Annotated in this window: 14 protein-coding genes; 6 read left to right on the forward strand and 8 right to left on the reverse strand. The window is 71.8% G+C overall.

What is annotated here, in order from left to right:
* Positions 1-51 precede the first annotated feature (51 nt).
* Positions 52-840, reverse strand: a complete 789-nt coding sequence (locus NR798_RS44990; protein WP_375768796.1) for an SIMPL domain-containing protein — start codon at positions 838-840, stop codon at positions 52-54.
* Between the two features lie 248 nt (positions 841-1,088).
* Here NR798_RS44990 and NR798_RS44995 point away from each other — a divergent pair, with 248 nt between their 5' ends.
* Both NR798_RS44995 and NR798_RS45000 read left to right on the forward strand, forming a co-directional pair.
* Positions 1,089-1,676, forward strand: coding sequence for a hypothetical protein (locus NR798_RS44995; RefSeq protein WP_375768797.1), 588 nt, complete (start codon positions 1,089-1,091; stop codon positions 1,674-1,676).
* A 152-nt stretch (positions 1,677-1,828) separates the two neighbouring features.
* Entirely contained in the window at positions 1,829-2,800 is a 972-nt protein-coding gene (locus tag NR798_RS45000) for a PDR/VanB family oxidoreductase (protein ID WP_375768798.1), read from the forward strand.
* 10 nt (positions 2,801-2,810) lie between these two features.
* Here NR798_RS45000 and NR798_RS45005 read toward each other — a convergent pair whose 3' ends face one another.
* Positions 2,811-6,443 (reverse strand): two-component regulator propeller domain-containing protein, encoded by a 3,633-nt coding sequence (locus tag NR798_RS45005; protein ID WP_375768799.1) that lies wholly within the window; start codon positions 6,441-6,443, stop codon positions 2,811-2,813.
* Between the two features lie 184 nt (positions 6,444-6,627).
* On the opposite strand from NR798_RS45005, the gene NR798_RS45010 reads away from it, so the two are divergent.
* Both NR798_RS45010 and NR798_RS45015 read left to right on the forward strand, forming a co-directional pair.
* Positions 6,628-8,427 carry a TrkH family potassium uptake protein gene (locus NR798_RS45010; protein WP_375768800.1) on the forward strand — a complete coding sequence of 600 codons (1,800 nt, stop codon included), beginning with the start codon at positions 6,628-6,630 and terminating at the stop codon, positions 8,425-8,427.
* A gap of 9 nt (positions 8,428-8,436) precedes the next feature.
* Complete coding sequence (locus NR798_RS45015; RefSeq protein WP_375768801.1) at positions 8,437-9,102, forward strand: potassium channel family protein; 666 nt, start codon at positions 8,437-8,439, stop codon at positions 9,100-9,102.
* Positions 9,103-9,126: 24 nt separating this feature from the next.
* Here NR798_RS45015 and NR798_RS45020 read toward each other — a convergent pair whose 3' ends face one another.
* The 5 genes from NR798_RS45020 to NR798_RS45040 form a co-directional block, all read right to left on the reverse strand.
* Positions 9,127-9,519, reverse strand: a complete 393-nt coding sequence (locus NR798_RS45020) for a hypothetical protein (RefSeq protein ID WP_375768802.1) — start codon at positions 9,517-9,519, stop codon at positions 9,127-9,129.
* 205 nt (positions 9,520-9,724) lie between these two features.
* Entirely contained in the window at positions 9,725-12,859 is a 3,135-nt protein-coding gene (locus NR798_RS45025; RefSeq protein WP_375768803.1) for a tetratricopeptide repeat protein, read from the reverse strand.
* A 72-nt stretch (positions 12,860-12,931) separates the two neighbouring features.
* Positions 12,932-13,702 carry an NAD-dependent deacetylase gene (locus NR798_RS45030; protein WP_375768804.1) on the reverse strand — a complete coding sequence of 257 codons (771 nt, stop codon included), beginning with the start codon at positions 13,700-13,702 and terminating at the stop codon, positions 12,932-12,934.
* Positions 13,703-13,839: 137 nt separating this feature from the next.
* Positions 13,840-14,031: a hypothetical protein gene (locus tag NR798_RS45035; protein ID WP_375768805.1), complete on the reverse strand. Its 192-nt coding sequence runs from the start codon at positions 14,029-14,031 to the stop codon at positions 13,840-13,842.
* A gap of 86 nt (positions 14,032-14,117) precedes the next feature.
* Positions 14,118-14,972, reverse strand: a complete 855-nt coding sequence (locus NR798_RS45040) for a hypothetical protein (RefSeq protein WP_375768806.1) — start codon at positions 14,970-14,972, stop codon at positions 14,118-14,120.
* A 378-nt stretch (positions 14,973-15,350) separates the two neighbouring features.
* Here NR798_RS45040 and NR798_RS45045 point away from each other — a divergent pair, with 378 nt between their 5' ends.
* The gene (locus NR798_RS45045) at positions 15,351-16,010 is read left to right on the forward strand and encodes a hypothetical protein (RefSeq protein WP_375768807.1); all 660 of its coding nucleotides are present in this window, start codon (positions 15,351-15,353) and stop codon (positions 16,008-16,010) included.
* Between the two features lie 100 nt (positions 16,011-16,110).
* Here NR798_RS45045 and NR798_RS45050 read toward each other — a convergent pair whose 3' ends face one another.
* Complete coding sequence (locus tag NR798_RS45050; protein ID WP_375768808.1) at positions 16,111-16,461, reverse strand: hypothetical protein; 351 nt, start codon at positions 16,459-16,461, stop codon at positions 16,111-16,113.
* A 323-nt stretch (positions 16,462-16,784) separates the two neighbouring features.
* Between NR798_RS45050 and NR798_RS45055 the strand changes: the two genes are divergently transcribed.
* Positions 16,785-17,228, forward strand: a complete 444-nt coding sequence (locus NR798_RS45055; protein ID WP_375768809.1) for a hypothetical protein — start codon at positions 16,785-16,787, stop codon at positions 17,226-17,228.
* The last annotated feature ends 10 nt before the right edge of the window (positions 17,229-17,238 follow it).

The following is a 17,238-nucleotide window of genomic DNA, read 5'->3' on the forward strand; positions in this document are numbered from 1 at the left end:
ACGTGGAGACCCCGGAGAGCCCATCGCTCCCCGGGGTCCTCCCCTCGTTTGCTACCTGCCCGGACCCGGGCCCGGCTCGATGGCGAAGATGAGCGTCACCCGCGCCGTCACCGTCTGCTCCTCCGGTTGGATGGGCGTCGTCACGTCCGCCGCGTTGCCCGCCCGCGCCAGCTCGAAGCGCGCCGCCACCGGGAAGGGACGCTGCGGCTCCGTCACCGTGCTCGCGTCCAGCACCGCTCCCAGCTTCACCCCCAACGCCGACGCCAGCACCTGCGCGGATTGCCTCGCCCGCTCCACCGCGTTGCGCAGCGCCTCGCCCTGCACCGTCTCCGGCTTGCTCAGCCCGAAGCGCACCGAGTCCACCCGGTTGGCCCCCGCCCCCAACGCCGTGTCCAGCAGCGCCCCCACCCGCGCCAGCTCGCGCACGTGCACCTCCACCTGGTTGCTCACCCGGTAGCCCTTCAGCTTCGGCGCCTCGTCCGGCCTCGGCTGCGGCTGGAACTCGGGGAACACCGCGAAGTTGCGCGTCTCGATCTCCTTGCGCGGAATCCCCGCCTGCACCAGCGCGGCGATCACCTTGTCCATCTTCCGCGCGTTCTCCTCCGCCGCCGCCTTCGCCGTGGGCGCCAGCGTCTCCACCGCCACGTCGAGGAAGGCCTCGTCCGGTGCCACCTTCACCTCGCCCATCCCCTCCACCCGGATGGTGCGCTCCAGGGGACTCACCAGCGGCGCGGGCGGGGGGCCGGGGGGTGGGGGGACGCGGGACGGGGCCTCGCCCCCGAAGGCAAGGGTGCCACTCATCAGCAGGACGAGCAGCGGGGCTGTGCGCGCAATGGGCATCGGTGGGCCTCCTCGTGCGGCGGGCTCCGCCTCAAGGTGCGTCCGTGGCAAGGGGGTGGCATCGCACGGCGGAAGGAGCTGCCAGGCTGGCCGCACAGAGGGCAACCCGAGGCCCTCGAGACCCTCACCCCGACCCTCTCCCGGAGGGCGAGGGGGAGGAGGGACACCGGGTGAAATCCCCTCCTGCTCAGAGAACCTGCCTCACCGCACGGGGAACGGTATTCTCGCGCCCACTGAGGGGATCTTTCATGCGGATTCTGTTGTTCCTGGTCGCGCTGCTCTCCGGCGGATACGCCGGTTACCTGTCCACCGCCGCCAAGACGTCCTATTCGTCCTATTCGCCCGCCCAGCTCGATCAGCTCGAGGCCGAGCTGACCCGCCAAGTCGACAAGACCTCCGGCGACGCGCGCGACGAGCACCTCGTCTCCCTCTCCATCCTCCGCGAGGAGCGCGAGCGCCCCTTCAAGGTGCAGGTGGCCGCCGGTGTCGCGGGCCTCTCCTTCCTGGGCGCGCTCGTCCTCACGCTCGTGGGCGGACGCCGCAAGGGCTCGCAGCAGGAGGAGGAGGCCTACGGCGCGCCGTCCGAGAGCGGCTCTCGCCAGATGGACCGCAACCGGGCCGCGGCGCTCCTCGGCGTGCGCCCCGATGCGCCCCGCGCCGTCGTCGAGGCCGCCCTCCAGGCCCAGCTCGCCGAGAAGGATCCCTCGCAGCTCGGCGGGCATGACCCCAGCCTCCGCCAGAAGATCCACCAGCAGCGCGAGGAGCTCCAGGCGGCCGCCAATGTGTTGTTGGGCCGACGGGAGATCGCCTTCAATCCCGACGCCAACGAGGGCTGAGCCCCCTCGGCGGCCCGCGCTGTCCAGCATCCATCGAACGGTGTGTCCCCCGGTCCGTTGCCCCCGGGGGGTTTACTGCCCATCCTCCCGGCGGCCGGCTCGGGTCCTCGCACACACCCGGCGCGGCCTGAAGTCCTGGGAGGAACAACACCGTGGCCCAAGACAGCCTGAGCCTGCGCGTCCAGCGCATCTCGCCCGAAGCCGAAGGCATCCGCTCCTACGAGCTCGTCCCCGCTGACGGCGGCTCGCTGCCTGCCTTCGAGGCCGGCTCCCACCTGGATGTCCACGTCCCGGGCGGCTTCAGGCGCCAGTACTCGCTGTGCAACGACTCCAGCGAGACGCACCGCTACCTCATCGCCGTGCAGCGCGACGCCAAGGGCCGCGGCGGCTCCCAGGCCATGCACGACCAGGTGCGCGTGGGCGACGTGCTCACCACCAGCCTCCCCCTCTGCGACTTCCCCCTGCTGTACGCGCGCAACTACGTGCTCATCGCCGGTGGCATCGGCATCACCCCGATGCTCTCCATGGCGTGGCAGCTCCAGCGCCAGGGCAGCCCCTGGCACCTGCACTACTGCACCCGCTCACCCGAGCGCACCGCCTTCCGCGAGCTGCTCGCCTCGCCCGCCTTCGCCGGCCACGTCACCTTCCACCATGACGGGGGAGACGCCGCGCGCGGGCTCGACGTGCAGGCCCTGCTCGCCACGCGCACCGGCGGCACCCGCGTCTACTGCTGCGGCCCCGCGCCCCTCATGCGCGCCGTGCGCGACGCCACCATCCTCCACGCCTGGCCCCGCGAGAAGGTCCACTTCGAGGCCTTCTCCGCCGAGGCCACCGGCGCCATCAGCGACCGCGCCGACACCGAGTTCCAGGTGGTCATCCGCAGCACCGGCGCCTCCTACCCCGTGCCTCCCGGGCAGACGGTCCTCAACGTGCTGCGCAAGAACGGGCTGCGCGTCCAAAGCGACTGCGAGGCCGGTACCTGTGGCACCTGCCTCACCCGCGTCCTCGACGGTGACCCGGATCACCGCGACACCTATCTGCCCGAGGCCCAGCGCTCCGCGCGCTGCAACATGCTCGTCTGCGTGTCGCGCGCCCGCTCCCGTCAGCTCATCCTGGACCTGTAGGCCCGCCGGCTCACGCCGCCTGGCCAGGCACTCCGCTGCGGGCCTTGACCACCCACTCCCGCACCTGCTCGCGCAGCAGCTGCGGATCGAAGGGCTTGTCCACGCGCGCGTTCTTCACCGTGTCCATGAAGGTGCGCGCCGCCGGAGTGAAGGCCCCTCCGGTGACGAACACCATCCGCCGCGCCACCGCCGGCGCCGACGTCTCCAGGTCCGCGTGCAGCTCCATGCCCGTCAGGTCCGGCATCATCAAGTCACAGAGGACGACGTCCACCTCCGTGCCCTTGGGACCCTTGAGCAGCTCCAGCGCCTGACGCGAGCTCGTCACCACCTCGACGTCGTGCTCGCGCGCCAGCGTCCGCCTGAGCGCCGAGCTCACCATCACATCGTCATCGACAATCATTACCCGGCCGCGCACTCGCGAACCCTCCTGCTCTTGTTGCATGGCACGCACTCCCTGGATCTCGCTCACGGGCGCCGCCGCGGCCCGTAGTGTCACACGAACCACGGTTCCCTTGCCCGGCTCGCTCTCCACGGCGATCTCCCCCCCCATGGCCGTGATGAATCGGTGACACAGGGCCAGTCCCAGACCCGTGCCCACACCCACCGGCTTTGTGGTGAAGAAGGGGTCGAAGATGCGACCTATCACGTCCGGGGGAATCCCACACCCCGAGTCGCGGACCTCGGCCACCACGCGCTCGCCGTCGAGCCGCGTCACCAGCCGCACCTCGTGGGTGGCCGACTGGCCCTCGGGCAGCGCCTGGGCGGAGTTGATGATGAGGTTGAGGAAGACCTGGGCCAGGCGGGACTCGTTGCCGTCCACCCAGCCGGACTCGCCGTAGTCCTTCACCAGCCGGGCCCGGGGCGTCAGCTCGTTGCTGGCCAGCTTCGCCGCCGAGTCCAGCACCGCGTGCAGGTCCACCGGCCCGCTCACGTCCTCGTCGCCGCGGGAGAACGTCTTCAAATCCTGCACGATGCGCCGCACCCGGTCCGCGCCGTGCCGCGCCTCGCTCAGCGCCCGCTCCATGTCCTCCAGCCGCCTGCGGCCCGGCACGCCCACGGGCAGCTCCCGCTTGAGCGCCCCCGTCTCCGCGCTGACGTGGTCCAGGTTGGAGACGATATAGGCCAGCGGGTTGTTGATTTCGTGGCCCACGCCCGCGGCCAGCGTGCCCACCGCCACCATCTTCCCCGCCTGCACCAGCTGCGACTGGGCCTGACGCAGGGCGCGCAGGTTCTCGTCCAGCTCGCGGTTGGCCCGGGCCAGCTCGCGCGTGCGCTCATCCACGCGCGCCTCCAGCCAGCGCTCGCGCCGCTTGAGCCGGCCCACCCGCAGCGCGTAGCCGCCCATGGCCAGCGCCCCCACGCCCAGCGCGCACAGCGTGAAGAACCACCCCGTCTGGTAGTAGCGCGGCACGACGGTCAGCTCCACCACCGGGCCCGGGTCCGTCCACACCGCGTCCCGGTTGGCCGCCGTCACCATGAAGCGGTAGTCGCCCGGGGGCAGGTGCGTGTACGAGACGGAGCGCCGGTCCTCGCCATCCACCCAGTCCTCGTCGTGGCCCACCAGCCGGTAGCGCAGCGGCGGGCGCGTCGAGTCCCCCAGCGACAGCGCGGTGAAGCGGAACTCCACGTCCCGCTGCCCCGGCTCCAGCACCAGCTTGCCGGCGAAGGGCACCGGCCGGCCCTGCACCCGCACCTCCTCCAGGCGCGGCTGGGCCAGCGGCCGGCGCACCACCACCTTCTCCGGGTCCACCGACACCAGGCCCCGCAGCGTGGGGAACCACAGCTTCCCGTCCCGCGTGCGCCAGCCCGAGGGGAACATGCCCCCGTTGCACTCGGCGCTGCGCATGCCGTCGCGCCGGTCGAAGAGCAGCGGCCGCACCGTGGTGCGCTGGCCCTCGGCCACCTCCTCCAGCTCGCGCCGCGACACCCGGGAGATGCCCCGGTTGCAGCTCATCCACAGGTGGCCCTCGGCGTCCTCGAGGATGCGGAAGACGGCGTCGTCCACCAAGCCCTGCGCGGTGGTGAAGCGGGTGAAGCGCCCGCCGCGCACCAGCGTGAGGCCCGTGCTCGAGCCCGCCCACACACCGCCCCGAGGGTCCGCGTACACGTCCACCACCCGGTTGCCCGCCAGCCCCTCCGCCGTCGTGTAGCGCGTGAAGGCGCCGTCCGCCGTCCGCCGGTACAGCCCCCCGAAGGAGCCGAACCAGAGCGTCCCCTCCGAGTCCTCGGCGATGGAGACGACGGGCTGCTCCGGGCCGCCCCGCTCCGGGCCGAAGTGCGTGAAGGTGCCCTCGTGCAGCCGGCTCAGCCCGCCGAGCGTGCCGAACCACACGTCCCCGCGCGAGTCGGCGAAGAGGGAGAAGAGCAGCTCGTCCGGCAGCCCCTGCTCGCGGCCCACCCGGGTGAAGCTCCGGCCGTCGTAGCGGAAGGCGCCGCCGCTGGTGCCCACCCACAGCTTGCCGTCCCGATCCTCGGTGAGCGCACGCAGGTTGCCGACGGGCAGCCCCTCCTCCTGGCCGAAGTGGGTGAGCTCGCCATCCTTCATGCGCGTCAGCCCACCCGAGTAGGAGCCCACCCAGAGCGCGCCCTGCCTGTCCTCCAGCACCACGGAGACGAGCTCGTCGCGCAGGCCCTCGGGCTGGCCGAAGGCGACGAAGGGCGCGTCCCGCAGCCGGTGCAGCCCACCCGACGCGGTGCCCACCCAGAGCGAGCCCTCGTGGTCCTCCAGCAGCGAGATGACGCCCGCGCCGGACAGGCCCTGCTTGGAGCCGAGCACCGCGAAGCCACCCTCCGACAGGCGCGCCAGTCCGCCCTCCTCGGCGCCCACCCACAGGTTGCCGTCCCGGTCCTCGGCCAGGGCCCGCACCTTGTCGCCCGGCAGTCCGTCGCGCGTGGTGTAGAGCCGGGCCCGGCCCTCCTGCAGGCGCACCAGACCCGAGTCCGTCCCCACCCACAGGGAGCCCTCCTGGCCCTCCAGCAGCGCCCGCACCGAGCCCCGGCCCGAGCCTCCCGGCACGCGCACCGGCTCCCCCTGGCCCTCGGACAGGCGCGCCAGTCCCCTGTCCGTCCCCACCCACAGGACGCCGCGCTGGTCCCTCAGCAGCGCCGCCACCCGCGTGGAGGGCAACCCCTCCGAGGTGCCGAAGTGCTGCGTCCGCCCGTCCCGCACGTGGAAGAGGCCTCGCGTCGTGCCCACCCACACGCCCCCGTCCCCACCGGGCGCGAGCGCGAGCACCTCCACCTCGCCCGGCCCCGGCTCCAGCTCCACCGCCTGGAAGCGGCCCTCGCGGTAGGAGAGCAGCCCGCGCGCCGTGCCCACCCAGAGCGTACCGGCCACGTCCTCGGCGAGCGCCTGGATGAACTCCTCGCGCAGCTCCGGCGTGTTGCGCTTGTCGTAGACGGTGAAGTGCACGCCGTCGAAGCGGACCAGGCCCTCCCAGGTGGCCACCCACAGGTAGCCATCCCGCGTCTGCGCGAGCGCGTAGACGGAGTTCTGCGGCAGCCCGTCCAGGTCCTTCCAGGCGTCGTGGCTGTACTGCGTGACACGGCGCGCGGGATCGAGCGCGAGCGCGGAGGCACCCAGGCCCATCACCATCGCCAGGGCCAACGCCCCCAGGCCGTGCATGCCGTCTCGCCACAACATTCCCGGTAACTTGTGCCATGCCCGACAGCCCCGGAGCAAACCCCCTTCCCGGGAAGGAACGAAGGCCGGGCCGCCCGCTCGCCCCCCCCGCCCAGGAGGGAAGAGCGAGGAGCCGGGCGAGCGGTTGCTCCAATGGGTCCTCGGAGCCGGAGGCAGGTGCGATAGGGTCGGCCCTCCGCCAGCGATGAACTCCCCGAGCCTCCAGGCGCCGCCCGACCCCCTCCCCGAGCCCCCTCCGCTCACGCCCGTCCCTCCCGTGGAGCCCCGCCGCCGTCCCCGGCACCGGGGAGATGGACTGCGCCGGCTGAGCTTCGTGTCGGTGGCCGCGCTGATTGTCTTCGAGTTCTTCACCGGGAGTAGAACGGACGCGCCCTGGCGCGAGGCCGTGGCCGCGGTGCTGGCCGGGGCGGTGGTGGCCACCTTCGCCGGAGAGCTGCTGCGAGACGCCTGGGCCTTCCGCCTGCGGCTGTGGCGCCACCGGTGGCCGGATCTGCTCTTCGCCCTGCCGGCGGCGCTGTCCCTGGGCGCGGCCGGCCCCCGGGGAGCGGCGACCCTGCTGTCGCTGCGCCTGCTGGCACGGGAGTCGATCGATCTGGTGGCATGGCGCCCCGCGCGGCCCGTGCTCCAGGCGCTGCTGCGCCGCCCGCTGCCGCTGCTGTGCCTCTCCTTCCTGTTCACCATCGCCCTGGGCACGCTGGCGCTGATGTTCCCCGCCGCCACGCGTGACGGGCTGGGCGCGCCCTTCATGGTGGCCCTCTTCACCGCCACCAGCGCCTCGTGCGTGACGGGGCTGTCGGTGGTGGACCCGGGCAGCTACTTCAGCACCTTCGGCCACTGGGTGATTCTGGGGCTCATCCAGGTGGGCGGCCTGGGCATCATGACGCTCACCACCACGCTGGCCCTGGCGTTCCGCAGCCAGCTGTCGGCGCGCACCCGCGGCGCCATGCAGGAGATTCTCGAGGAGGAGACGGTCCAGGGCTTCCAGGGGCTGCTCTACTCCATGTCGCTCATCACCGTGACGCTGGAGGTGCTGGGCGCGCTGGCCCTCTACCCGTCGCTGGGGCTGGCCCCGGACGGGCGGGTGCTGTCCACCTCCGAGCGCGCCTTCTCCGCGCTGTTCCACTCGGTGAGCGCCTTCTGCAACGCGGGCTTCGGCCTGTACCCGGACAACTTCGTGCGCTTCGCCGGCAACCCCGGCGTCAACCTCACCGTCATGGCGCTCATCACCCTGGGCGGCCTGGGCTTCCCCGTCGTCACCTCGCTGCTGGACTGGGAGCTGTGGCGGGAGCGGGGCGCGCGCCGGGGCTGGCGCTTCCTGCCGGTGCACACGCGCGTGGTGCTGCTCACCAGCGCCGCGCTCGCGGTGGGCGGGGCGCTCGCGTGGCTGGTGCTGGAGTGGAACCACTCGCTGGCGGGGCTGCCGCTGGGCGAGCGGCTGTGGGCCAGCTTCTTCCAGAGCGTCTCGCTGCGCACCGCGGGCTTCAACTCGGTGGACCTGGCGAAGCTGGGCACGCCCATGCTGCTGCTGAGCCTGGTGCTGATGTTCATCGGCGGCTCGCCGGGAGGCACCGCGGGCGGCGTGAAGACGACGACGGTGGCGGTGCTCGCCTTCACCTTGCGGGCCCTGCTGCGCAACCGCTCCGAGGTGGACATCCTGGGACGCAGCGTGCCGCCGGCCACGGTGTACCGGGCGTGCGCCGTGGCGCTCATCTCCTTCGGGCTGCTGTTCACGCTGGCCTTCCTGCTCTTCGCCGCCGAGCCGCACCTGCCCTTCCGGGACGTGCTCTTCGAGGCGGTGAGCGCCTTCGGCACGGTGGGGGTGACGACGGGGGTGACGCCGCAGCTGTCGACGGCGGGCCGGTGGGTGGTGTGCGCGCTGATGTTCGTGGGGCGGCTGGGGCCCTTCACCCTGGCGCTCGCGGTGGGCCTGTCCAAGGCGCGGGCGAGCTACAGCTACCCCTCGACGAAGATTGTCGTGGGCTGAGGAGCGAGGATGCGCAGGACGTACGTGGTGGTGGGCCTGGGACAGTTCGGCGAGCACGTGGCCCGGCGCCTCAGCGAGGCCGGTGGCGAGGTGCTCGCGGTGGACCTGTCGCTGGAGCGCGTGGAGGCCATCAAGGACGACGTGGTGCAGGCAGTGAAGGCGGACTGCACCTCGGAGGAGGCCATGCGGGCGCTCGGGGTGGGCAAGGCGGAGACGGCCGTCATCGCCCTGGGCGAGGAGGACTTCGAGGCGGCCGTGCTGGGCACGTCCGTGCTCAAGGGGCTCGGGGTGAAGACGGTGGTGGCGCGCTCGTCCAACCGGCAGCGAGGGAAGATTCTGGCGCTCGCGGGGGCCACGCGCGTGGTGTACCCGGAGGCGGAGATGGGAGACCAGCTCGCGCGCCTGCTGCTGCACACGAGCATGCAGTCGAGCACGGAGCTGCCCAACGGTTACGCGCTGGCCGAGCTGCGGGTGCCCGAGCACGCCTCGGGCAAGAGCCTGCAGGAGCTGCGGCTGCGGCAGACGCACGGGCTCAACGTCATCGCCATCCAGCACCGGGGCGTGGTGAACGAGCCCATCCCCGAGGCCATGCTCCACGCGGGCGATGTGCTGTTGGTCGCCGGCCGGGGCGAGCGCGTGGCCTCGCTCGCGCGCCTGTGGGAGCCGGGGCGGTAGGGCGGAGGCTTCCCGGCATCCAGCTCACGTGCCCTGTTTGTGCAGAGCCGCCACCGCGTCATCGAAGACCTTGGCGAGGATGGGCTCCGCCGGACGGTGGGCCAGGAGGAGCTCGGCATCCTCGGGCCGCCCCACGTATTGCAGCAGGACGGCGGCGCGTAGGGAGCCCTCGTGAAGGGAGAAGGCTTCCACCCGCTTCCGGGCGACGAGCAGGCCACCGAGAGAGCTCAGCCCCGGAAGAGCCAGCTTCTGCAGGCTCCGCCGGACGACGGGGAGCAGCTCCGGGTGGCGTTTGTGCCAGAGCGCCCGGGCGATCGTGTTCACATCACCCAGGTCCGGCTTTCCGGCGGCCAGCCGCTCGAGTCTGCGGACCAGGCTCGCCCGCGCGCCCTTCCGCGGCCCAGGTTGCCGAACCAAGGCGCGGGCTCGTACCTCCTCGCCGGACCTGCATGCCGAGACCAACTCGTCCCGCCACTGCTTCACGTCCACCTCTCGCGCCATGGCCCGTCTGAGCCTGCCCCAGTTTTGTGGTTCTCCCGCACTTCGTGTGGTTCAGGGGCGGCAATCAGGTGAGCTTCATTTAGCCTCGACCCGGGGCGGTAGTTCAGTACCGCCGAGCGCACTACTCGGAGGCCGGCAGTGTGGCGACGTATGCGGCCTGTTGCTTCAGCATCTCCTCGAGCGCGGCCAGCTCGGCCGTGTTGGGGATGGGAGCTAGGAGGTAGGTGGCGTGCGCCAGTTGGGCGAGTTGCAGGGCGCGCTCCGGCTGCTGCCCCGTGCGCCACAGGGCCCGGGCCAGGACGGACTGGACGGAGGCCAGGTACTCGGGGCGCCCCCGGTGGGCCTCGACGTTCCGCAGCGCGCGCTCGAGCATCGCAATGGCCTCGGAGGGCCTCCCCAGCTTCAACAGGGCCTCGCCCTTGTTCGCCGCCAGCATGGCGCCAGCCGTCGAGTCCAGGGCCGCCGTCTTCTCGTAGAGGGCCTGCACCCGCTCCAAGGGGGCCAGAGCGCGCGCGGGCTGACCCAGCGACAGGTAGCTGTTCGCGACGTCCATCCGGCTCAGCGACGTGTTGAAGTGCTCGGCGCCCAGGAGCCGCTCGCGCAACGCCAGCCCTTCCTGGCGCAGCCGGAGGGCCTTGTCATGCTGGCCCCGGATGGCGTGCAGGTCCGCCAGTCCGCTCAGCCCCAGCGCGTGGAGGTACTCCTGCCGCGGGTCCTTCTTCGTCAGCTCGAACACCCGCTGGAAGTTCTGCTGCGCCTGGGGGAGCCTCCCCAGCGCCAGCTGGCACTCGGCCATCCGCAGGAGCGATTGCAGCGCGTCCGGGCTCTCCGGGCCCGTGAGCTCCTGGAACAGGCGCGCGGCTTCTTCGTAGTGCCCGAGCGCCTCGGCATCCCGGCCCTGCTCGCTGTCGAGCTCTCCCACCGAGAGATGGTAGGACGCCCACGCATCGGAGTTGGGCCGGAAGGCCTGCTCGCCGATCTCCCGGATCCGCTCGAGGAGGCTGCGCGCATCCGCGAACCGCGCCTGCGCGACGTACAGGCTCGACAGGTTCAGCATCGGCTGGGCGAGGAACGGGTGCAGCGGCCCCAGGTTGCGCTTCCCCACGGAGACGAGCGTCTCCAGGGCTCGCAGGGACTCGTCCATGCGGTCCAGGTTGCTCAGTGCTGCCAGCGAGTTGCTCGCGTAGCGCAGCGTCGTCGCGTGCGCGGGGCCGAGCGTCTGCCCCGACAGGGTGAAGGCCTTGTCGAAGGACTCGTACGCCTCGGCGAACTGGCCCTGCTGGTAGAAGGCCAGGCCCCGGTTGTTGTGGAAGATGGCCCGCAGCTCGCCGTTCTCTCCCAGCCGATCCAACCAGGACCTGGCGAAGCGCTCCCACCGCGCGGTCTCCTCCGGGGAGTCGTGCTGGCTGTAGTAGCCCATCAGCCGCGTGCTGGCCGCCGCGACGAGGGTGTCGTGCCGCGAGTCATGCGCCAGCCACAGCGCCTCGGTGAGCAGCGGGGCCACGCCCTTGTTCTCCCCGGAGATGAGCTGCACCCACGCCTGCGTGAAGAGGGCCTCGGCGTGCACGGGCGGATAGCCGAGCGTCGACGTCTTCCGGGCCACCTCCGTCGCCTGCTCCACGGCATCCTTGAACTTGCCGGCCTCGGTGAACGCCTTGACGCGGGCGAGCTGCACCCGCGCGTTCTGCACGGCCTCACGGGTGGTGGCATCCTCGGGCGGCTTCACCTCGGACAGGAGCGCCTCCACGTCCGCGCAGCCCCGGAGCCGCCGCAGCGAGCTGGTGGCCGAGAGGGCCTTCTCCACCACCGTCTCGTCCGCGCCGGTGAAGACCTCGGTGAGCGCGGCCAGTTCCTGCCGGCGGCCCTCCAGGCACGCCATGCGCAGCGACATGACGGCCTCGGACTGCTCGCCGCGCAGGCGGGTGGCCTCGCAAGTGTCCTGGTGCATGTCCAGCCACGCCGCGGTATGCGCATCGAGCGCCTCGCGCACGCGCCCCCAGGTGTCGCGGGCATAGTCCCGGCCCGTGGCGAGGAAGGCCTTCTCGATGGCCGCCTGGCGCGGTGCGTCCCAGATGCCCACCAGCTTCGCCGCGCCGCCGGTGCACAGCTGGGCGTGCCGCTGGTGCCAGAGACCGTAGGCGAGCAGGCCGGACCCGGTGACGAGGAGGAACAGGGCCGCGGCGGACAACCACCGGCGGCGGAGCCGGGCGGGGTCACGCTCCAGGGTGGCCAGCAGGGCGTCCAGCGAGGGGTAGCGGGCTCCGGGCTCGGGCGCGAGGGCGCGCTGGAGGGCGTGGGAGATCCACGGCGGCACCTTGGAGTGGGGCGGTGGGGGCCGGATGCGCCCCCTCAGCACGTTCACCTTGCGCTCGGTGAAGGTATCCCCCTCGAAGGGCCGCTCGCCATGGAAGGCTTCCCAGAGGGCCACCGCAAAGGAGAACTGGTCGCAGCGGGCGTCCACGGGGATGCCCCGGAACTGCTCGGGAGCCATATAGGCCGGCGTGCCCAGCACGGCCCCCTCCCGGGTCAGCGGCAGCTCCAGCGGGTGGGTGGAACCGGCGGGCTCGGGCGCTTCGGACGGGTGCTCCCCGGTGGACGTCCCGGCCAGTCCTTCACTCCGGCGCGCCAGACCGAAGTCGGTCACCCGGACCCGGCCCGCCTCATCCACCAGCACGTTGTCCGGCTTGAAGTCGCGGTGCACCAACCCGGCCGCATGCGCCGCCGCCAGCCCCCTGCCGGCAGCCAGGTACGCGTCCAGGACCTCTCGCCAGGAGCGAGCCTGTTGCGCGCACCACTGCCGCAACGTCCGTCCCCGCACGTATTCCATGGCGATGAAGAGGGAGCCGTCCTCGAGGGGACCCGCGTCATAGACGGCCACCACGTTGGGATGGGAGAGGCGCGCCATGGCCATGGCCTCGCGCACCTGGCGGGCGTTCTGTTCGCCAGCGCCGTCCCCCTGCGAGTCCCGCTCGTAGCGCAGCAGCTTGAGGGCCACGCGTCTGTCCAGCCGTGCGTCATAGGCGGCCAGCACCACGCCCATGCCGCCCTGGCCGAGCCGGTGCAGCACGGTATACCGGCCCGCCAGGGTGCTCCCGGAGGACAGGGCGCCAGGGCCTTCCTCCCGGGAGGGGAGCAGGCCAGGAGCTCCACCCGGAATGGGCACGGGCGGGACGAGCCGCAGCGGCTCCACGGTGCTCGTCTCCTGCGCCCCATCCACTCCCGGCTGGGCCTTCCCTCCAGGCTCCTGCTCGTCCATGGCGCAAGCCTCCCCGCGGGTGCACCGCCAGGGGAGCATAGGCCAAAGAAGCCGGAGGTGTTCCGGGGTGCCCTACCGCCGTGTCCACTGGTCCCGCGCGGCCCACAGCGCCTCGCACGCGGCCACCGCGCCCGTCTGCACGTGGACGTCCACCACGTCCGAGAGCTGGGTGCGCCCCGGGTTGATCTCCACCGTGGGACGCTGGCGCGCCACGGCCTCCACCACCGGCGCGGTGATGTATGGGAACAGGCTCGACGTCCCGATGGAGAACACCAGATCGAAGCCCCGGGCGAACTCCCGCTCCATCACCGCCACCTTCTCCGGCGGCAGCAGCTCCTCGAAGAGCACCACCTCGGGGCGCACCACCGAGCCACATTGGGGGCAGGACGGACAGGGCGCCAGGTGCGCGTAGTCCTCCACCCGCTCCGTGAAATCGCACTGCGTGCAGCGCAGCTCGTGGATGTCCCCGTGGATGTCGATGACGTTCCTCGAGCCCGCCGCCTTGTGGAAGCCATCCACGTTCTGCGTGAGCACCCAGCAGCGCTCGAAGCAGCCCTCCATCCGCGCCAGGATTTCGTGGGCCCGGTTGAACTTCGCCCCCCGGCAGGCGCTCTCAATCTCGTGCAGGTGCTTCCACGTCAGCGCGGGCCGGCTCCGGAACATGCTCCCCGAGAGCGCCACCTCGATGGGCACGCCCCCCTCCGTCGTCTTCCCGTTGTAGAGCCCGCCGATGCCCCGGTACGTGGGGATGCCCGACTCCGCGGAGATCCCCGCCCCCGTGACGAACAGCACACTCCGGGCCCGGGACAGGTGCTCGATGACGCGCTCGAGTGCTCGTTCCATGCACGGAACCGTCGCAGTCCCGGGGCGGCCTCGCAACGGCGGGCACGGCCCAAGGCCCGCGATACCCTCACCCCGCCCCTCTCCCGGGGGGAGAGGGAAAGGAGCGCAGGGAGTGGGCCAGGGTGTAGGGAAACGGGTTACCGCTCGCCCTTGGAGAAGATGCGCCGCAGCAGCGCCTCCCCCTCGGAGCGCGGCGGCTCCGCCGACACGAAGGTCGGCAGCCCCCGGCTCTCGGACCGGACCAGGTGCCCCTCGTTGCCCGCTCGCGCGAAGCCCAGGCACACCGTGTCCGGCTCGGTCATCAAATGCTGCCCGGTCTGGCGGAACATGGAGAACCCCCCTCGAAGGAACGCCGCACCTGACGCAGTATCCCCTCCGGGTCTGACATGTCCGGTCAGCTGACTCCCCACGTGGCTCAATCCCGGTTGACCTCGCAGTAGGCGAAGTTGATGGCGTTGGTGTCGCGCGGCACCACCAGGTGCTGAATCTTCGCCACGAAGCAGGCGCTGGAGTCCGGGTCCACCGTGTAGTTGGGCCGGCGGCAGTCCAGCATGCCCCCGTTCTTCGTCGCCGGGTCCACCAGGAAGTACCCGCCGCACCAGGGCGGCACCACCGTGTCCCCGTCGCTCACCACCGAGGCGTAGTGCACCGGGCCCAGGAAGGTGGCCCCGGGCGTCTCGTCGTTGGAGCCATCGCCCTCGGGCGCCACCCCGTTGAGCTTGCGCAGGAAGGCGCTGTTGGAGCAGTCCTCCGGGTTCACCCCTCCGCAGCCCGAGACGAGCCCGCAGTTGGTGATGCCGTTGTGCGGCGAGGACATCACCACCAGGTCATTCACCACCCGGTTGGCCAGGAAGCGGGTGTAGTAGCGCGCCGTCACCGTGCCCTGCGAGTGGGCCACCAGGTCCACCGCGGGGCAGACCCCGTTCACGCACGGCACCTTCTTGTCGATGAAGGCCGCCAGGCACTTCGCGTAGCTCTCGTTGACGTAGGTGGCCGCGTACCCGGGCAGCACCGAGCAGAAGTCCTTGGCGCCGCAGTCGCGCGCCATGTCGAAGCGGAAGAGGTTGACGCCCTCGGTGTAGCCCCGCGCGCTCCAGGCGGACACCAGCGTGTCCCAACGCGTCGCGTCGTCGTTGCGGCCGTGGACGAGGATGACCGGCTGCTTCGGGGTGACGGTGGAGCACGCGTTGGCGCACTGCGCTCGCGCCTCCACGGCGAACAGACACGACACACCCGCCAGCAATGCCAACCCACTCTTCACGAAATTCATGGAAATCTCCCTCGGTGGAACAACAGACCCCCCGAGGGCTCAAAAGAGCACGACCCTCGTCCCCGGCGGAACGCGGCCGTCGCGATCCACGAGCGACCCCTCCCCCCGCCCACCCGTGCGGGCCGATGCCGCTGCTTCGTGGAAGCCGCCGTCGCGCCCCCCGCGCGGGATGACGCCTTGCGCCACGCCCCACTCCGCGTCCCGCCCGAAGACGGCACGAAATGACCTCTCCGGGAGGGGCGATGAACGCCGGCTGGACACCCCTGCCCCGCCCGGCGCTCCACCAACCAGGGGGGCGAGCCGGCTCTTCACGCACCGTTGCAGTCCCCTTCCACCCGACCACAGCTTGCCAGCGGACACTTGAAAGGAGTCCGACACATGAAGTCCGTCATCCGTTTGGGGTTGTGCGTGGCGGCGCTGTGGGGGGGCGCGGCCCTGGCAGGCGATGAGTGGAAGGAGCCGGGTTACGGCGGCTCCGGCATCCACCATGAGAAGTCGACGATGCGCGCCGAGGAGCGGGGCTCCGACACGGGACTCTACGTGCTCCTGGGCGGCGGCACCGAGGGCTACACCGGTGAGCTCGCCCCCGACATCAACGCGGGCTTCGCCTATGGCGCCACGGTTGGCTTCAAGCCCACCCGCGGCCTGGGCCTCGAGCTGGCCTACAGCGGCGGCCTGTCGGACATCGACACGTTCGGGCCGGGCGGCGCGGCGAACGGCGCGGACATCATCCGCAACGGCGGCCAGGCGGCCGTCACCGTCGGCCTCGTTCCGACGAAGCTCCAGCCGTACCTCATGGGCGGCATCGGCATCGAGAACCACAACGTGCGCGGCCTCGCCCCGCTCGCTGGCTTCGAGGATGACACCAGCGGGTACGTGCCCGCCGGCGTGGGCCTGCGCTACAACATCGGCTCGCTGCTCACCGCGGACGCCCGCGTGAGCTACAACATCCCGTTCGCCCAGAACTTCGCTCCGGTCGACAACGACATCTGGAACGGGCGCTACCAGGCGCTGCTGCAGCTCGGCGGGACCTACTAGGCGGACGGCGCGAGCCCGTCGGACACTCGAGCCTCGAGCATGGACCGGGAAGACCCGTGGGCCCTCGCGCCCCCGGGCCTTCCCGTGCGTGTTTCCGGGCTCAGGGGAAGCGCGCCATGAAGGCCCCCAGCTTCGCCCCCGCCGCCCGCGTCGCCGGGTCCAACGCCTTCGCCCCCGCCGCGGGCAACTGCACCACCAGCTCCAACAGCGCCGGCTTCATCTCGTCCCACGCCGCGAGGGCCGAGGCCTCGTTGTCGAAGAAGCGGCTGTGCACCAGCCACCCCGCCACCCCGCACGTCACCGCGTAGAACGAGCGCGCCGGGTCCTCCTCCAGGGTGAGGCGCAACCCCGCCGGGTGCTCCTCGTCCCGGACGATGGTGCCCCCTTCCGCCCCGCCCAACCCCAGCGTGCGCCCCTCCTCCACGGGCCTCCAGCTCTGCTCGTCGCTCATCGCCTCTCGTGCCTCCCGCTCGGGCTCCACCCTGCTCCACCCGGAGGCTCTCCGGCAACCGCTCCGCCGCCCGCCCGTGCGCTACCCGGCAGGGGGCCGCCGCCCCCCCTGGCTGCCTTGCATTTTCCTTCCATTAATCCCACCTGATGGCTCACACCGGGCGTGCGGAATCCGGCGTCCCGTACCCGGAATAGCCAGGAAGCCCTCGTGAAATCCACACACGCACGCGTCTGGAATGAAGGCCCAGTGCAGTTGTCGGAGTCGCGCCTCGCAGGCCGCCTGCACGCCAGGCGTTCACCCATTGCATGAGGAGTTCGACATCCATGAAGCGCATCGCCATCGCCGTCCTGTTGCTCTCCACCGCCGCCGGGTGCGGCACGAGCCGCAGCGCGACCGGGGGAGCCCGTGAGGGCAGCGGCACCGTGACGGGCATCATCACCCTGGCCGACGAGGTGGGCCCCAAGGAGGGGGACTTCTGCGCGGGGCTGGCCGTGAAGGTGACGCCCGCGGGCGCGCCCGAGGACGTGCTGGGCAACCGCACGGTGCGCGTCAGCCGCGGCCGCTGCAGCTATCAGGTCAGCAACCTGCCCAGCGGAGGCGAGCAGTTGCAGCTCTCCGTGACGCCGCCGCCGGCGTGGCAGTGCGGCAACGGCGCCACGCTCACCCTCACCCCGGAGGCGCAGCCGCTCCAACTGAAGGACTACCAGACGGCGACGCGCGACTTCCAGGCGAGCTGCACGACGCCGTCGGCCGCCCCCAGTCCGTGAGGTAGGCCCC

This window comes from Archangium gephyra (assembly GCF_042230915.1).
Lineage (GTDB): Bacteria > Myxococcota > Myxococcia > Myxococcales > Myxococcaceae > Archangium > Archangium gephyra_B.